The sequence below is a fragment of the Frisingicoccus caecimuris genome (assembly GCF_004340975.1).
GTDB lineage: Bacteria > Bacillota > Clostridia > Lachnospirales > Lachnospiraceae > Frisingicoccus > Frisingicoccus caecimuris.
This window is the reverse complement of the sequence record NZ_SLXA01000003.1, coordinates 121,851-139,390: the sequence shown is the minus strand read 5'-3', so window position 1 is coordinate 139,390 and position 17,540 is coordinate 121,851. Positions and strand designations below refer to the sequence as shown.

The 17,540-nt window shown below is 45.0% G+C and carries 16 protein-coding genes; 2 read left to right on the top strand and 14 right to left on the bottom strand.

Annotation, left to right across the window (positions count from 1 at the left end; translation table 11 throughout):
- Positions 1 to 38: 38 nt before the first annotated feature.
- The 5 genes from EV212_RS04745 to mraZ all read right to left on the bottom strand — a co-directional run bounded on the left by EV212_RS04745 (position 39) and on the right by mraZ (position 5,970).
- The gene (locus tag EV212_RS04745) at positions 39 to 1,799 is read right to left on the bottom strand and encodes a peptidoglycan D,D-transpeptidase FtsI family protein (protein WP_132089650.1); all 1,761 of its coding nucleotides are present in this window, start codon (positions 1,797 to 1,799) and stop codon (positions 39 to 41) included.
- 88 nt (positions 1,800 to 1,887) lie between these two features.
- The gene (locus EV212_RS04740; RefSeq protein WP_243115461.1) at positions 1,888 to 3,840 is read right to left on the bottom strand and encodes a peptidoglycan D,D-transpeptidase FtsI family protein; all 1,953 of its coding nucleotides are present in this window, start codon (positions 3,838 to 3,840) and stop codon (positions 1,888 to 1,890) included.
- A 153-nt stretch (positions 3,841 to 3,993) separates the two neighbouring features.
- The gene (locus EV212_RS04735) at positions 3,994 to 4,551 is read right to left on the bottom strand and encodes a SadB/YajI family lipoprotein (RefSeq protein ID WP_132089647.1); all 558 of its coding nucleotides are present in this window, start codon (positions 4,549 to 4,551) and stop codon (positions 3,994 to 3,996) included.
- A 21-nt stretch (positions 4,552 to 4,572) separates the two neighbouring features.
- Entirely contained in the window at positions 4,573 to 5,508 is a 936-nt protein-coding gene (gene rsmH, locus EV212_RS04730) for a 16S rRNA (cytosine(1402)-N(4))-methyltransferase RsmH (RefSeq protein WP_132089644.1), read from the bottom strand.
- Between the two features lie 24 nt (positions 5,509 to 5,532).
- Entirely contained in the window at positions 5,533 to 5,970 is a 438-nt protein-coding gene (mraZ, locus tag EV212_RS04725; protein WP_132089641.1) for a division/cell wall cluster transcriptional repressor MraZ, read from the bottom strand.
- A 263-nt stretch (positions 5,971 to 6,233) separates the two neighbouring features.
- Between mraZ and ychF the strand changes: the two genes are divergently transcribed.
- Positions 6,234 to 7,331, top strand: coding sequence for a redox-regulated ATPase YchF (gene ychF, locus EV212_RS04720; protein WP_132089638.1), 1,098 nt, complete (start codon positions 6,234 to 6,236; stop codon positions 7,329 to 7,331).
- A 93-nt stretch (positions 7,332 to 7,424) separates the two neighbouring features.
- Positions 7,425 to 8,336 (top strand): Rpn family recombination-promoting nuclease/putative transposase, encoded by a 912-nt coding sequence (locus EV212_RS04715; RefSeq protein WP_330570451.1) that lies wholly within the window; start codon positions 7,425 to 7,427, stop codon positions 8,334 to 8,336.
- Positions 8,337 to 8,375: 39 nt separating this feature from the next.
- Here the strand turns inward: EV212_RS04715 and EV212_RS04710 are convergent, their stop codons facing one another.
- Genes EV212_RS04710 through EV212_RS04670 form a run of 9 tightly spaced genes read right to left on the bottom strand, consistent with a single transcriptional unit; the run spans position 8,376 to position 17,518 of the window.
- Positions 8,376 to 9,251: a DMT family transporter gene (locus EV212_RS04710; protein ID WP_132089632.1), complete on the bottom strand. Its 876-nt coding sequence runs from the start codon at positions 9,249 to 9,251 to the stop codon at positions 8,376 to 8,378.
- A gap of 4 nt (positions 9,252 to 9,255) precedes the next feature.
- Entirely contained in the window at positions 9,256 to 9,969 is a 714-nt protein-coding gene (locus EV212_RS04705; RefSeq protein ID WP_132089629.1) for a thiamine diphosphokinase, read from the bottom strand.
- Positions 9,966 to 10,625: a ribulose-phosphate 3-epimerase gene (gene rpe, locus EV212_RS04700; RefSeq protein ID WP_207669071.1), complete on the bottom strand. Its 660-nt coding sequence runs from the start codon at positions 10,623 to 10,625 to the stop codon at positions 9,966 to 9,968. Before rpe ends, EV212_RS04705 begins: the two co-directional genes overlap by 4 nt.
- A 2-nt stretch (positions 10,626 to 10,627) precedes the next feature.
- On the bottom strand, positions 10,628 to 11,506 hold the full coding sequence (rsgA, locus tag EV212_RS04695) for a ribosome small subunit-dependent GTPase A (RefSeq protein ID WP_132089624.1): 879 nt from the start codon (positions 11,504 to 11,506) through the stop codon (positions 10,628 to 10,630).
- A gap of 11 nt (positions 11,507 to 11,517) precedes the next feature.
- A complete protein-coding gene (gene pknB, locus EV212_RS04690; RefSeq protein WP_132089621.1) occupies positions 11,518 to 13,683 on the bottom strand; it encodes a Stk1 family PASTA domain-containing Ser/Thr kinase in 2,166 nt (721 codons plus the stop codon).
- On the bottom strand, positions 13,677 to 14,417 hold the full coding sequence (locus tag EV212_RS04685) for a Stp1/IreP family PP2C-type Ser/Thr phosphatase (RefSeq protein ID WP_132089618.1): 741 nt from the start codon (positions 14,415 to 14,417) through the stop codon (positions 13,677 to 13,679). Before EV212_RS04685 ends, pknB begins: the two co-directional genes overlap by 7 nt.
- Before the next feature lies 1 nt (position 14,418).
- Entirely contained in the window at positions 14,419 to 15,474 is a 1,056-nt protein-coding gene (rlmN, locus tag EV212_RS04680) for a 23S rRNA (adenine(2503)-C(2))-methyltransferase RlmN (protein WP_132089616.1), read from the bottom strand.
- A gap of 3 nt (positions 15,475 to 15,477) precedes the next feature.
- Positions 15,478 to 16,815: a 16S rRNA (cytosine(967)-C(5))-methyltransferase RsmB gene (gene rsmB / locus EV212_RS04675; protein ID WP_306812202.1), complete on the bottom strand. Its 1,338-nt coding sequence runs from the start codon at positions 16,813 to 16,815 to the stop codon at positions 15,478 to 15,480.
- A complete protein-coding gene (locus tag EV212_RS04670; protein WP_132089984.1) occupies positions 16,805 to 17,518 on the bottom strand; it encodes a zinc metallopeptidase in 714 nt (237 codons plus the stop codon). Before EV212_RS04670 ends, rsmB begins: the two co-directional genes overlap by 11 nt.
- Positions 17,519 to 17,540: the final 22 nt, after the last annotated feature.

The window sequence follows — 17,540 nt, the reverse complement described above, 5'->3', positions numbered from 1 at the left end:
AAGAATTATAATACCTTACCCTAACCTTGTAAAGTCTTTCAGGACAAATCGTCCCCTGTTTCTTCCTGTGTCTCTTCCTGTTTATCCTCAGGAAACAGATAGGGCAGGACCATTTCATAAATTTCACTCATCACAGGCGCTGCGATCGTACCGCCATAATAGGTTCCCACCGGCTCATCGATCAGAATGATACCAATGATCTTCGGATCTTCCACCGGTGAAAATCCGATAAAGGAAGCAATATACTTCCCGGAACCCCTCGGCAATTTCTGGGATGTCGCAGTTTTTCCCCCGACATCATATCCGGCTACCTGACCATTTTTTCCGGTACCCTCAGATACGACCAATCCAAGCAATTCTTTCATCGTCTCCGATGTTTCTTTGCTGATTGCCCCGCTTTTTACCGGATAATCGAAAACCGTCTGCGTATTTCCTTCCCCATCGGTCGTATACATACCCAAATGAGGAGTTACCAGATTTCCTCCGTTAATGACTGCACTCACCGCCCGAAGAAGCTGCAGAGGCGTAATCTGAAAGGACTGACCAAAGGATATGGTCGCCAGTTCCACAGCGCCGACATTTTCTATCTTATGCATGATAGAGGTAGCTTCTCCCGGAAGATCCACTCCGGTCTTCTCAAACAGCCCAAGCCTTTCAAAATATTCATACAGGCCTTCAATCCCCACCCGGGCTCCCACATCCATAAACACCGGATTGCAGGAATTCATAAAGCCCTCGGTAAAGGTTTCACTTCCATGCCCACCCGTCTTATGACACCGTATTTTCCGGTCCGCCACGATCCGAAAACCAGGGCATGAAAATGTATCATTTAAGGTTACCACATTTTTTTCCAGAGCCGATGTGGCCGTAATGATCTTAAATGTGGAACCGGGTTCATATGTATCATTAATGCAGCCATTACGCCACATTTGATTCAGTAAATCCTGAGTATTAACACCTCCATCATCTGTAATGGAGTCAATCAGTGTAAAAGGCTCATTCAGGTTGAATTCCGGTACATTGACCATGGCATAAATCTCACCATTCTGTGGGTTCATAAGGATGACCGAAACGCTTTTTGCCTGTTTCTGCTTCATGACTTTTTCAGCCACCTGAGTGACATAGGATTGAATATTATAATCCAGACTCAGGTGAAGACTCTCACCCACCACAGGATCCACCCGGGTCTCCGCACTGTTTTCAACTTCGATTCCCCGGACATCTGTCACCGTCAGAATTCGCCCTTCGTCTCCCTGAAGATAATCATCATACATGACCTCCAGACCGATGATCCCCTGATTATCGCCACCGGTAAATCCAATGGTTTTTGCTGCCAGTGCATCAAATGGATAATATCTGGAATAATCCTCATCCACCATAACACCGGCCAGTTTATAACTTCGGATCAGATCACCGGTTTCTTTCGGAACATTTGAGCGGATTCTCTCAATGGAAGATACTTTTTCCACCCGCTTCCGGACCTTTTCCTCATCCATCTCCAGTGTTTCAGACAACACCTGAATGACTGCTTCCGGATCCGTGATCTGATTGTGAATGACGGAGATGGTACATACCGACTGATTTGTAGCAAGAGCCACTCCATTTCTGTCGTAAATAATTCCTCGTTCCGCTTTGATTACCCGCTCCCTTTCATGCAGATCATCCGCCCGCTCTTTATAATGTTGGGAACGATTGACCATGATATACCACATGCGGGCAAGGAGTACCGCCAGCAAAAATATCAGCATCAACAGGACAAACAGCATTTTCCTGCGCTGATAGGTTTTTGTTGTTTCCATGAAACATGAAACCTTCCTACGGACATTTAGTATACTATATTAATATTCTTCCGTGTTTATACCATCCAGGTCTGTTTATTCCGTCGAATCACTCGAGTTCAACATAACCATCGCCAGCTTCATCCACTATTTCGTTATCCTCTATATCTTCATCTTCTGTATCTTCATTTTCAATCGGTGTACCATCTTCATTTGTTTCTGGCTCTGCACCCCACTGATAATTTCCCGGATCACCACTGGTCTCTTCCGATCCTTCGCCATTATTTGGGAATATCTGAAGATAAGGAAGGACCTCCTTTAGAATATCGCCGGCCATTTTTGTCGGAGCACTGCTGTCTTCCTGATTATCCTGAAGCTCATCAATAACAACATATACAACGACCTGCGGATCTTCTACTGGTGCAAATCCAATAAAGGATACGACATATTTTCCGGTACCACGCGGTACTTTTTCTGCCGTACCGGTCTTGCCGCCGATGGTATAACCGTCAACTCTGGCCGCTGTACCCGTGGTATACACGCCGTCATCAGCAACAGTCTGATGCATAGCTTCCTTCAGCCAGTCACAGGTTTCTTTTGAAAGGGTATTGCGCACAAGTACCTTATCAAAGGACTTCACTACATGACCGCTTTCTGTTGTAATTTCTTTAACTACATGGGGCTGATAATAGTGTCCGCCATTTACAATTGATGAAAAGGCCGCGATCATCTGAACCATCGTCAGGTTAAAGCCCTGTCCAAAAGCACTGGTCGCCAGTTCAAAGCTTCCCATCGTGGATTCATTAAATACCAGACTTTCTGCTCCGGCTTCTCCCGGCAGATCAATTCCCGTCGCCCGGCCAAAACCATACAAACGATGGTATTTCAGCATATCTGTTGTTCCAATCCGATTTCCTATCTGCATAAGAGCGTCGTTGCAGGACCACATGATTGCCTCCTGAAGCGTCGTCGTTCCATGTCCGTAGGTATAATGACACGGAATATGCTGCGTGCCCACGCCATCAAAAAGGTCCTCTCCGCCATCGCATAAGAAACTGTCCCCGGTAGAAACTTTATTCTCATCCAACGCCGCGCCGATCGTCAATGGTTTCATCGTTGAACCTGCCTCAAATGTATCGCTGACACAGAAATTCCGCCATACATCATACAGAGCATTCGTTTCTTCCTCATCGCTCATATTTGCAATCTCTTCTTCGCTGTAATATGCTGACAAATCCCTTGGTGAATTCAGATTAAAGGTCGGTGAATCTGCCATTGCAAGAATTTCTCCCGTATTCGGATTCGCCACAATGACACCCGTATGCTTGCTTCCCCGTTCCTGGCCCAGCTGTGCCACATACTTTTCCACAATCCGTTGAATATTCAGGTCAATGGTCGATACTACATTATAACCATTGATTGCCGCCACTGTCGTACGCTCAAAATCAGATTCGTCCGACAGATATCCGTATTCCCGTCCATTCGTCCCATTCAGCATATCGTTATAATAGCCTTCCAGCCCCCAGGTCCCCTGATTGCCGCTGACTGTAAAACCGATCAGAGAAGCAGCCAATGAGTCATAAGGATATTGCCGCAGGTATTCCTCTTCAAACCAGATACCTTTAACCAGTGCACTATCCTTCTGATCCTGCTCATCCTCCGAATTCATAAAGTCCTGATAAGCTTTTACCGTATCGTAATCTAGTTTTTTAGCCAAAACAATGTAACGGCTGTCCGGATTCTCATCCAATGCATCATAAACCGTTTCTTTGTCTATGCCAAAATACTCTTCAATAGCTTCTGCCGTCGGTTTCTCACAGTCGCCATTGGAATTTAATACGACATAGGGATCCAGCACCAGATTATACACCTTTTCACTGGTTGCCAGAACCGTTCCATTTCTATCCTTAATGTCTCCCCGCTTAAAGGGAATACTTTTACTATCATAATCCATCTGCGCCATAACAATACGCGCATATGTATCGCTGCTGGATAAATTGATATACAACAATCGTCCGATCAAAACACAAATAAATATGAGCAGCACAATAAAAACAATCAACAATTTTTTTCGATTGTTGTTGCCAAACTTCTTTTCCTGTTTTCTACGCTTTTTTCTTATAGGTCGCTTCGGGAATTGATTTTGATTCACCAAGATGTCACACCGCCTATCTATCTAAGTAAAAGCCCTCAGTAAGCTGAGGGCTTTCATATTCTAGTCATCCGCCGGAATCTGTCGATATTGCTTGACATAATCCTGATTTTCGTTGGAATAATAATGGATCTGCCCTTCCGTAATAGCCGTCATGCCAAATTCACCAACGGCCCGCTGATACACTTCTGACAAATCAACCGCACTGTTAATACGTTCTTCCATCGCCACATTTTCATTTGTAATAGTACTCAATTCAGATTTCAGGTCGGATACCTGCTGACTTGTACGAAGGACCTCATTTTGAAGGCTTAAATAAAAGACGCAGGCGGCTACTGTCACTACAACAGAAAAAATCAAAAACAATGTATAGGTAAGATTCAGACGTAATGCACGCTCCTGATTTTTACGTGCTATTTCTTTTTTTCTGCTTTTTTCCGCGTGACGACGACGTTCTTCTGCAGTCAGACGCCGTTGTCCGGCCGGCCATCCTTCTGCTGTCTGTCGCCGACGTCTGGTTGGATGTTCTTCCGGCGCCGCCTCCAATTTGCGAACGGTGCTGCCTTCGACATAATATCCTGTCGGCCGCATCTGCTGTCGTCTTCTTCTGTTGTCCGTCATAATCACCGCCCCTTTCCTGAATTATCTGCGTTCAAAAACACGCAGCTTTGCGCTCTTAGATCTCGGATTCATCTCCAACTCCTCCTCTGACGGGAGAATCGGTTTTCGTGTGACTACTTTTCCCAGAGATTTTTTTCCGCAGACACACGTTGGAAAATTCGGAGGGCATTCACATGGATTCTCACATTTACGGAAAATGTTTTTCACGATCCGGTCTTCCAGAGAATGAAAAGTAATGATACAGATTCTTCCATTTTTATCAAGGAGTTCCACCATTTCATTCAAATGGCCCCGGAGCACTTCCAGTTCCTGATTCAGTTCAATCCGAATCGCCTGAAAGGTCCGCTTGGCCGGATGTCCACCCACAGCCCGAAATTTCATTGGAATCGCCGCCTTAATGATCTCTGTCAGCTCATCCGTCGTTTCCACCGGCTTATCTTCTCTGGCGCGTACAATATGTTTCGCTATATTCTTAGCAAATTTATCCTCACCGTAATCCCGGATCATCCGGTATAATTCCATCTCACTGTAACCATTGACAATGTCTCTGGCCGTTTTCTCCTGCCGCTGATCCATACGCATGTCCAGCGGTGCATTCTCTCTGTAACTGAACCCCCGCTCTGCTGTGTCCAGCTGATAGGAGGATACGCCCAAATCCAGGACAATGCCATTCACCCTGAAAATTCCAAGGTCACTTAACACCTGTTTCATGTCACTGTAATTGCTTCGCACAATCGTGACTTTATCGCCAAAAGGTCTCAACCGTTCGCCTGCGGCCTCAATAGCTGCCGCATCCTGGTCAATCCCGATAAAATGTCCTTTTTCGCCAAGCCGGCTGCACACCTGAAAAGCATGTCCTCCACCTCCAAGGGTCCCATCGACATAAATGCCGTCCGGCTGAATATTTAAATTATCAATCGTTTCCTCCAGCAAAACAGATTGGTGCCTGAAATTCAATCGTACCACCTCTTTCTTTTGCTGCTATAAAGAAATTCCGATGTCTTCCATATGCTGAGCGATATCATCCATATCATCCACATCCACATCGTTGATTTCTTCCCACTTATCCTTGCTCCAAATCTCAATACGATTAGAGACGCCGACTAAAACGGCTTCTTTTTCAAGCTTTGCAAATTCTCTTAAATTGGCCGGAATTAAAATACGGCCCTGCTTGTCAATTTCACATTCGGAAGCTCCTGCCAGAAAAAACCGGCTGAACTTACGGGCATCTTTGTTGGTCATCGGAAGCTCATGGATCTTACTCGTAAAGCTTTCCCATTCTTCCGTAGGATACACAGAGAGACAGCCATCCAGCCCCTTCGTCAGAAAAAATCTTTCACCCAAAGATTCTCTCAATTTTGAAGGAACGATCAGTCTGCCTTTAGCATCTAACGTATGATTATATTCACCAATAAACATACAGACCACCTGTCTCTCACTTTTGGCTCCTATGGAAACCAACTTTCACCACTTTGTTTCACTTTCTCCCACTTGTAGTTTTATTCTATATTATTTGGATTGAGATAGCAATACCAATTTTGGTTTTTTCAAAAAAAATTCATTCTTTTTTAATACATTATGAATCATATGGTTTTTTTCTAAAATATATGATAAAATGGGTGAGAATGTGTGAAGAAGCGGCATTTTAACTGCTGCTTTTATATAAGAAAGGACGTATGAATATGAAATTAGGTATTGTCGGTCTCCCGAATGTGGGTAAAAGTACCCTCTTCAATTCGCTAACAAAAGCCGGCGCTGAATCTGCCAACTATCCATTTTGTACGATTGATCCAAATGTGGGGATTGTTTCCGTACCGGACCACCGTCTGGATGTACTGGCCGATCTTTATGATTCCGCTAAAATTGTTCCGGCCGTCATTGAATTTGTGGATATTGCCGGTCTGGTGAAAGGAGCCTCCAAAGGCGAAGGTCTCGGGAACCAGTTTCTCTCCAACATCCGCGAGGTTGATGCCATCGTCCATGTTGTCCGTTGTTTTGAAAATGACAATATCGTCCATGTGGACGGAAGCATCAATCCATTAAGAGATATCGAGACTATCAATCTGGAATTAATCTTCTCCGATATTGAAATTATGGAACGCCGCTATGCCAAAGTAAGCAAAGGCGCCCGCAATGATAAAGCCCTCGCCAAAGAAGCCGACCTGGTCAAACGAATTATCGACCATCTGGAAAGCGGTAAAATGGCCCGTTCTCTTGAAATTGATGACGAAGAAGAACAGGCTCTTTTGCAGAGTTTCAATCTTCTTACAGGCAAACCGGTCATTTATGCGGCCAATGTTTCCGAAGACGACCTGGCCGATGACGCCGCCAGCAATGAATTCGTTGCTTCCGTTCGGGAATATGCGGCTTCAGAAGGTTCCGAAGTCTTTGTCATCTGCGCCCAGATTGAGCAGGAAATCGCCGAACTGGACGATGATGAAAAGAAAATGTTTCTTGAAGATCTGGGGCTTTCCGAATCCGGTCTGGAAAAACTTATCAAAGCCAGTTACCGTCTGCTCGGCCTGATCAGCTACCTGACCGCCGGACCAACCGAATCCCGTGCATGGACCATTAAAAATGGCACCAAGGCACCTCAGGCCGCCGGAAAGATCCATTCCGATTTTGAACGCGGATTTATCAAAGCCGAAGTTGTCAGCTATGACGACCTGATGGCCTGCGGCACTTACAACGCCGCCAAAGAAAAAGGACTTGTCCGTATGGAAGGTAAAGAATATGTGGTAAAAGACGGAGATGTGGTCCTGTTCCGATTTAATGTATGAGAAAATGGCTGTTGCACGATTTTCGTGCTGCAGCCACTTTTATTATCCGCTGTTTACTTTTTTTCTTAATTCAAATATAATGTAAATATACAAATGAATAAAATCTCCCTGATATACAAAAGAAGGAACATACGAACACGAGAAAAAGGAGTAAACAATATGTATCTTAAAGCATGGGAGAACTTGGATATTACCGACGATTTTCTTTTTGGCAAGGTCATGCGGAATCCTGAAATCTGCAAACAAATGATTGAGGCTATTTTGGATATTCACATTGAACGTATTGAATATCCTGAGGAACAAAAGGTTATTGATATGACCGCGGATTCAAAAAGTGTGAGACTGGACGTTTACGTCAAAGACACCAAAGATGTTATATATAACATCGAAATGCAGCCCGTAAAAAAAGACAATCTGCCTAAACGCAGTCGCTATTATCAGGGCATGATTGATTTAAATCTTATCGAAAAAGGCGATTCGTACAAAAATCTCAATCAAAGCTACGTTATTTTCATTTGTTGTTTTGATTTATTTGGACGTAACCAGTGTATGTACACATTTGAAAACCACTGTATTGAAGAACCGGATATTTCCCTTAACGATGGCACCGTAAAAATTTTCTTAAATTCCAAAGGCAATTTATCCGGCAAAAATACAACACTTAAAGCGTTTCTGTCATACATAAATAACGGCACCTTAGCCGAAGATAGTTTTATTACATCATTGGATCACGAAGTAAAAAAAGCCAAGGAAAATCTGGAATGGAGGCGAGAGTATATGACATTATTTATGCGAGATCAGGAAAATAAGGAACTGGGGCGTTCTGAAGGCAAACTCCTGAATACCATTGCTCTTGTACGTAAAAAGCTGGTCAAAGGTTTGTCTCCTGAAGATATCGCGGATATTCTTGAAGAAAATGTAGGAACCATCGAAATGATGACACATTTCATTCTCGAATATCCTGAATACAGTGATGAAGACATTTTAAAAGAATTCAAAAAATAACAACAGATAGGGGGATAGCAACTTCGCATTGCTATCTCCCTATTTCCCTGTGTTCACGCGCGCCGTTGTATCTACCTGCGAATAGATGGCAACACCGCCGATAGCGATGACTCCGCCAATGATGACCAGTATTCCCGGAATCTCTCCAAAAATAAAGAAGCCAAAAAGAGACGAGAAGAAGGACTCCATCAGCTTCACAGTTGATATGTAGGAAGCGCTGAGATATTTCAGTCCCCAGCTATAAACGCTATGCCCCAAAAAAGTACAAAAAATCGTCATTCCAAAAGCAGCGCCATAGTTCACCAGTCCATAACCGGTGAAAGCTGTCCTCGAAATAATCATCACAAGACAGACGGTCAGACAGGCAAATCCATATACAAAACATGTATAAACTGAGGTGGATATATGGGTTCTGCAGGCTCTTCCAAACAATGTATAGGCCGACGCAAAAAAGGCCCCGAGCAAAGCAAGGATATCTCCAAAAATCACATTGCTCCCACTACCCATGTCAGAAACTGCAATCAACACCGTACCGAGAAAGACAGCTCCAATCCCCAGTATCCCTTTCACAGGAATCTTTTCCCCACACCATAAAACCAACGTCAGGGAAACAATAAATGCTTCCATATTAACAAGAACAACGGAGGCGGCGATACTGGTATATTTCAGTGATTCAAAAAACACGGTGAAATGCAGACCAAGAAACAGACCGCCGCAGGCACAGAAAAGAATATCCCTCGCCTTTAGATTCTTTATTTCATCGCGAAATTTTACCAAAAGCACCGGCAATAAGATCAAAATAGCGAAAAGCATTCGGTAAAACACAAGAACAATGGACGGCGCCGATGCCATGCGGACAAAAATGGCCGACATGGCAATGCTCACCGTCCCCAAGATCATTCCAATTTTTTTCATCGTTTTAATCCCTGGATAAAATCATCCATGCCAATCCTTCCTCTATAGTGATTCGGCCTTTTTCAGCAACAAGTTCATTACTTACACAAAGGCTTTCGCCGAAATGGGTATTTGCCTGATTCAGCGGATATTTAAATCCTTCCAGCGTAATTCCAGATAAATCCATAGTTGCCGGAACGAGGGACATATATTTTCCAAAAATTCCCTCTTTTTTCAGTTCACAGCCTCCCCGAATCATCTGAATCTGATTGTTCTTGTCGATCAATATTCCCTGAACACCGGCCTCCATAATATTTTTAAGCATCTGGAGATTGGCCAGCACATGATCCAGACGGCTTCCCGTACCTCCTAAAATGTGGAGAATCTTTTCATCGGCCGATTGAGACATTTTACACGGACAACTGCTGACTGTCGTCTCCCTGCAAGGATTCTCATCAAACAACTGCAGCGCCAGCTTCACTGCAATATCAGTGTCTGTATAATCCTTCTCGGGAATAAACTGATGCACACAGATATCCTTCCGGTGCACATATTTTTCCAATGTTCCGCCATCAATGGTATCAAAATCACCAACCAGATGGGTAATGGTCATTCCGGCTCTGTCGGCAAAGGCCAGGCCGCCGTCGACAGCAATCACCTCATCATATTTACTATTTTTTAAAAAAGAGAAGGCAAAATCGTCATCGATATTGCCTCCTGTAATGATCAATACTTTCATTTGTATTTTTTAAATACCTCCAGAAATCCTTTGACATTATCTTCCACGGAACCTTTATAGACCGCTGAACCTGCAACAAAAATATTGGCTCCGGCTTCAATGAGCATCTCCACATTGTCCAACGTTACGCCGCCGTCCACTTCAATATCCACATCCAAATTTCGATCTGAAATCATCCGACGCAGCCGACGTACTTTATCCGTTGTTGTTTCAATGTATTTCTGTCCGCCAAATCCCGGATTGACACTCATCAAGAGAACCATATCCACTTCCGGCAGAATCTCTTCGATTGCCGAAAGAGATGTCGCCGGGTTTAAAACCACACCGGCTTTAATACCATAACTTTTGATGACCTGAATTGTCCGGTGGAGATGTTTACAGGCCTCTGCATGGACCGTGATCACATCCGCTCCCGCATCCGCAAACTCTTTGATGAACCGCACCGGTTCATCAATCATCAAGTGAACGTCAAACACCTTATCCGTCACCGGCCGGATGGCCTGAATCACCGGCATTCCAAACGAAATATTCGGCACAAACTGTCCGTCCATCACGTCAATATGAATATACTCGGCACCGGCCTGAGCAGTTCTCACCACATCCTGACCCAGATTTGCAAAATCCGCCGATAAAATCGACGGAGATAAAATCAACATCATCAATACCTCCTCTGTTCCTTCAACTCCTGATACATCTGCGTATAACTTTCATAGCGCACCCGACTGATCTTTCCTTCTTTGAGCGCCCGTTTCACACCGCAATCCGGTTCGTTTAAATGATTGCATCCTGCGAAACGACATTCTTCCTCATAAGAAAGAAATTCGGGAAAATAGAGTTTCAATGTCTCATCTGTAAAATCATTTAAATAGAGAGAGCTGAATCCCGGTGTATCAAAAAGATAAGTTTCCTCACCGAGATAAAACAGTTCAGAATGACGGGTCGTATGCCGCCCCCGCTTAATCTTTTCGCTGACAGCTCCTGTCTCCATTCCGGCCTCCGGCAATAACCAATTCATCAAAGACGACTTCCCAACTCCGGAAGGTCCGGCCAGGACGGTCGTCTTTCCGTTAAGCAAAGTTTTTAATTCATTCATTTCAAGAGACTCTTTCACACTGACAAAAAGCATCGGATACCCACAGGCACGATAAATGTTTTCCAATTCCTCCCGTCTGGACCTGTCGATCAGGTCGCATTTGTTAAATCCGATGAGCGTCGGAATGTGTTTATAGGTCATCTGAATAAGAAATCGATCTAAAAGTCCCAGATTCGGCTCCGGCTGAGCAGCGGCAAAAAATACCAATGCCTGATCGATATTTGCCACTGCCGGCCGAATCAATTCATTTTTTCGGGGTAAAATATCCCGGATATTTCCTTTTTTATCCGTCTCATCAAGAATATCAATCTCCACATTGTCACCCACCAGGGGTTTAACTTTCCGGTTTCTGAAAATTCCCTTTGCTTTACATTCATAAATTCCCTGGTGCTCGATGTGGATATAATAGAATCCGCCGATTCCTTTAATAATCTTTCCCTGCATAGACGCCTCGACTAACTAAAATAAATCGAATAGGACGCGAACTGAACACCCTCAACATAGGCGCGTACCGTTGCGGAGGTTCCAAGTTCGCCACTCACTGTCGTACCCCATCCGGAATCATAAGCATCTGGAGAACTGCAGTACGCCGCATATACAGTTTCAACACGGCCGTCAGCATATTCCACCTGAACGGTTACCGTACCCGAATCGAATGCGGCCTGGTCTCCAATGTCATGACCAAACGGATTATCGCCCGGCATATAGACAGATGCGCTTCCCTCTGCCGGTTCCGTTTCTTTCGGACCCGTACTTATGACAAGGTCCACATAGGTTCCTTTATCCACCTGAGAATTGGCATCCAGTCCCTGTCGGATAACATAACCTACCTCTACGCTATCACTGTTCTCGTAGGATACACTGCCCACCTGCAGATTTACATTCGAAAGAGCAGCTGCAGCGTCATCATAACTCTTGTTCACAAGATATGGAACTGTTGTTTTGCCTCTGCCCTTGCTGACTGTCAGGGTCACCGTTGTGCCAAGCTTTACCTTCTCTCCGGATACCGGAGATGTTTTAATAACATGATTTTCTTCTACTGAATCATCCTCTACGTTCTCTACCTTTACCTTCAGGCCCATGCCTTCCAACTGAGATTTTGCCGCCTCCAGAGACATATTGACCACATCCGGCATGTCAGGAGATTCATTGCCCTTGCTGACAAACAAAGTGATAATTGTTCCCTTATCTACCTTTGCACCCGCCGCCGGTGTTGAACTGATAACAACACCTTTCTCTATGGAATCATCTTCTTTTTCCTGAATCTTATAATCCAGTTCCTTTTCCTGAAGAAGTGTAATGGCTTCATCCTGAGTCTTTCCGGCGCAATCCGGCACTGAGACCTGACGGCTTTCCGTCGAGATATTTCCCGATGTGCGGGTCGATTTCGTTGTATTGCCAAAACCTCCGAACAGACCTCCGGCCCGTCCGATCAGGAAGAAAATAACAATCACGATAATTACCGCACCTACGATGCCAAAAATGGTCATTGTCTTATCCAGTGCCGGATTGACATCGTCTTCATCCTCATCCTCTTCTATGACAGGCTCCGGTTTCTTTGGCTTTGGTTTCTTACGTTCATGATGATTATCATATTCTTCATATTCTTTACGCTCTTCTTCCAGCTGACGGCGCCGCCGTTCTTCCGGTGTCAGCCGTTCTGCCCGTCTGGCCGATTCCCGGTCTTTATGAAGAGATGCGTTGCGAAGTTTCTGTACATCATTTTCATCCATGACCACCGTCGTACTGTCGCCCACGCCACCGGACGGAGTTACCGTGCCGATGACCACATAGTTGCCATCCGGTTCTGCCAGAGCCCGGCGCAGATCCATGATCAGCTCTTTTGCTGAACTATAACGCAGATCCGGCTTTTTCTGAGTACACTTGAGAATAATCCGTTCCACACTCCGCGGAATATCCGGATTCAACTGTCTCGGCGGTACCATATTACCCTGAATATGCTGAAGCGCCACAGACACATTGTTCTCACCATCATAAGGTACTTTTCCGGTGACCATCTCATACATCGTGATACCCAAAGAATAGATATCACTCTTCTCATCACTATAACCGCCTCTGGCCTGCTCCGGTGAAATATAATGCACCGAACCGGCCGCATTGGTCGTCACCGTCGTCGAATCCGCCGCCTTGGCAATACCAAAGTCCGTCACTTTTACTTTGCCGTCTCTGGACATGATGACATTCTGCGGTTTTATATCTCTATGAATAATCCGGTTGGCATGGGCGGCTCCCATACCGGAAGCAATCTGAACGGAAATATTCAAAACTTCCCGGATATCAAGCTTTCCTTTTCTTTCAATATAATGTTTCAGAGTGATTCCCTGAACCAGTTCCATAACAATATAATAAATCCCGTCTTCCTCACCAACATCATAGACATTGACAATATTCGGATGGGATAATCCGGCGGCCGATTGAGCTTCCACCCGGAATTTTTTTACAAATGTAGCGTCTGCACTGAATTCCGGCTTCAAAACCTTCACAGCGACAAAACGATTCAATTTCTGGTCTTTGGCTTTATACACATTCGACATGCCGCCAGCGCCGATTCTGCCGACAATCTCATATCTTCCCGCCAAAAGCGTCCCTGCTGTTAACATCTATTCACCTCCACATCAAAAGGGTCAATAACAATGACTGCAATATTATCTAAACCGCCGTTATGTTTGGCTTCATCGATCAATTCATCGACCACATCGCCAATATATGTATTCTTTACAATATCAAACAGCATATCATCTTCAACCATATTTGAGAGTCCGTCCGAACACATGAGAATCTGATCACCTCGTTCCAGATCCACCTCAAAGAAGTCAATCTTGGCATTCTCTGCTGCTCCAACAGCCCTCGTGATGATATTTTTATCCGGATGATTCCTGGCCTGTTCCTTTGTCAGTTCACCGGCTCTCACAAGTGTTGCAACAAAGGAATGATCCTCTGTTACCTGATTAATCTCTTTATCAAGAAGATAGAGACGACTGTCTCCGATATTTCCCACAAAAAGCTGATCCTCCTCAATATAGGCTACGACCATCGTCGTCCCCATACCTCTCAAAGATTCATCTTCGGCCGCCTTCTCGATCAGTTTACGATTGGCATATTTCACGCCCTCATCCACCATACGAATCAAAGCGTCCGGTTTTGAAGTTTTTATATATTCCAAAAAACATTCTACGGCATATCGTGAAGCAAAATCGCCCGCATTATGGCCACCCATACCGTCAGCCACGATGAACAGATTCGGGAAAGCGCCCACCGGTTCCTGAGAATAATATATAAAATCCTGATTTATTTTCCGGACCAGACCTACATCTGTTTTTCCATATACCCGCATCCTATACCTCCTTTTTTCCAGTCTGAGTCATATATCTGCGGCGTAACTGGCCACAGGCTGCCTGTATATCCCGACCCATTTCTCTTCTTATAGTAACATTTCCCCCATATTTTTCAAGGTTATTTTTGAAATTCACAATGGATTTCCTGTCAGACTGGATATAATCCCGCTCCTCCACCGGATTAATAGGAATCAGATTCACATGCCACATGAATCCCTTCAAAAGATGTGCCAGCGCTCTGACGTCCTCCGGCGAGTCATTCACGCCGCCTGCCAGGCTGTATTCAAATGTCAGCCGCCTGCCATTTGTATCGTAATAATAGCGGCAGGCTTTTAAGAGTTCTTCAATCGAATATTTATTGGCGATCGGCATCATGGATTTTCGTTTCTCATCATTGGATGCATGCAATGAAATTGCCAGAGTCATCTGCAGATGTTCATCCGCCAACCGATAAATTTCCGGTACAAGTCCACAGGTAGAAAGGGTAATGTTTCTCTGACTGATATTCAGCCCTTTGTCATCAGAAATCATCCGAATGAACCGGACGGCCGCATCATAATTATCTAATGGTTCTCCGGTTCCCATAATGACCACATTGGAGACGCGCTCACCCGACTCTTTTTGTATTGCATACACCTGTCCAAGCATCTCTGCCGCTGTCAAATCACGTTCCAGGCCCAGAAGTGTAGACGCGCAGAACCGGCAGCCCATACGGCAGCCAACCTGAGAAGAAATACAAACAGAATTTCCGTGTTTATATTTCATCAACACACTCTCAATAACACTGCCATCTTCCATCCTGAAAAGATATTTTCGGGTGCCGTCGATGTTCGAAACCAGACGGTCGACCATCGTCACCGGATAAAGCGTCGCTTCACATTTCAGACGTTCTCTCAGATTTTTCGAAAGATTCGTCATCTCATCGAAACTCTGAACCAGTTTCACGTGCATCCAATCATAAATCTGACGCGCCCGAAATTTTTTATCGCCGAGTCCGTCCGTTACAAAATGTTCCAGCTCATCCAAAGTCATCGATCTGATATCTGTTTTTTTCATAATCTATCTCCTTCGGAACCGGGCAATGAAAAATCCATCTGTGCCATATTCTCCCGGCATCAGCTGGATATAGCCCTGATCTATCGTATTGGAAGAAATTCCTTCCGGCAAAAATTTTTTTAAAGACTCTGTCTCAAAAGGGAAATGCTCCTGAAACCACCGAACATTTTCTTCATTTTCCTCCGGATTCACTGTACACGTACTGTAGATCAGACAGCCTCCCGGTTTCACATAATCAGAAACCACCGTCAGTATATCCCGTTGCAGTTTGGCCAGGGTTGCTATATCCTCCCGGTTCACCCGATATTTAATATCCGCCTTCCGGCCGATCACACCAAGTCCGGAACAAGGCAGGTCAGCAATGACCACATCAGCCATTTCCTTATCCTCCGGGACATATACAAGTGCATCCTGACATTCGGCCTGAATATGATCCGCATTCATCCTCTGAATGTTTTCTTCAATCAATGCGACCTTTGATTCGGTAAGGTCTCTGGAAATGATCCGCCCACCGCCGGTTAAAAGCTCGCTGATCTGAATACTTTTTCCGCCCGGAGCCGCACACACGTCGATCACCCTGTCTGTCGGTTTCACCCCGGCCGCCTTTGCCACCAACATGGAACTGACATCCTGAACAGTACAGATTCCCTCTCTGAATTCCATAAGCGCCCCGAGATAATTCAATCCTTTCAGTGAAAATGCTTCCTGAACTAACGTACTTTGAACAGCTGTAACGCCCTGAGCCTCCATTCGCCGAATAAAATCTTCCGGCGGCAGCCGATGTTTACACAATCGGACGGTCAGCGGCCGCTCCTCCAGAAACCATTGGAACATTTTTATCGTATTTTCCCTGCCATAACATTCCGTCCAGTAATCCACCAACCACTCCGGCTGAGAATAGTAAATCGACAGATTATCCTCTGGCAATTTGGATTTTTCCGGATTCCGAATCATATTGCGGAGAATTCCATTGACAAAACCAGAAAGATTTTTGAACCCCCGCTTTTTCGCCAGCTTTACCGCTTCATTACATACGGCTGATTCGGGAACCCCATCCATATATTTGATCTGATAAACCGACATCCGTAAAATTGTCCGAATGACCGGTTTCATTTTCTTTACCCTTACACTGGAAAATCGGTCAATCATCCAGTCCAGCGTCATCCTGCGTTCCAGTGTCCCCCGGGTCAGACGACTGATAAACCCCCGTTCTCCGCTGCCGAGATACTGGTACTTTTCCAGCATCCGCCGAATCGCCACATGGGATGGTGCCTGTTCTCTTTCAATCTCCAGAAGCAGATCACAAACGATATCCCTTAAATTTTCTGAATTAGTCATCATCACGCCGTCCTCTGCCGCCAAATAATATCAGTAATCTCAAAAGTTGTAAAATGCTCGCCGCAGCTCCGGCCACATAGGTTAAAGCCGCTGCACTCAGGACCTTTCTAGCCCCCTCATTTTCATCACCCTGTAAAAGTCCGGTAGAAGAAAGAATTTTAAGTGCTCTGGAAGATGCGTTAAATTCCACCGGAAGTGTGACCAACTGAAAAAGAACCACTGCAAAAAAGAGAATGATTCCGGCACGAATCAGGAACTGATTCCACCCCATCAAAACACCGATCAAAATCAACGGCCAGCTGATGGTCGAACCAAAATTGCAGATTGGCACAAGAGACGCCCGTATCCGAAGCGGTGCATAATCCTGCTGGTCCTGAATGGCATGTCCGCATTCATGCGCAGCAACACCAATTGCCGCAACACTGGTTGCTCCGAAAACACTGTCGGACAACCGGAGTACCTTGGCCGCCGGGTCATAATGATCCGTCAGACTTCCTGAAATTCTCTGGACACTGACATTATAGATACCCGCCTGATGAAGAATCGTTTCCGCCGCCTGAGCACCGGTGATCCCACGGAAATTTCTCACCCGGTCATACCGGGCAAAGGTAGATTTCACTCTGGCCGAAGCCCACATGGAGAGCAAGGCTCCAATAAGAATTAAAATATAGGTAGGGTCGAAATAAAACCCCGGATAATAATACATACCACCATACATAGAAACCCCT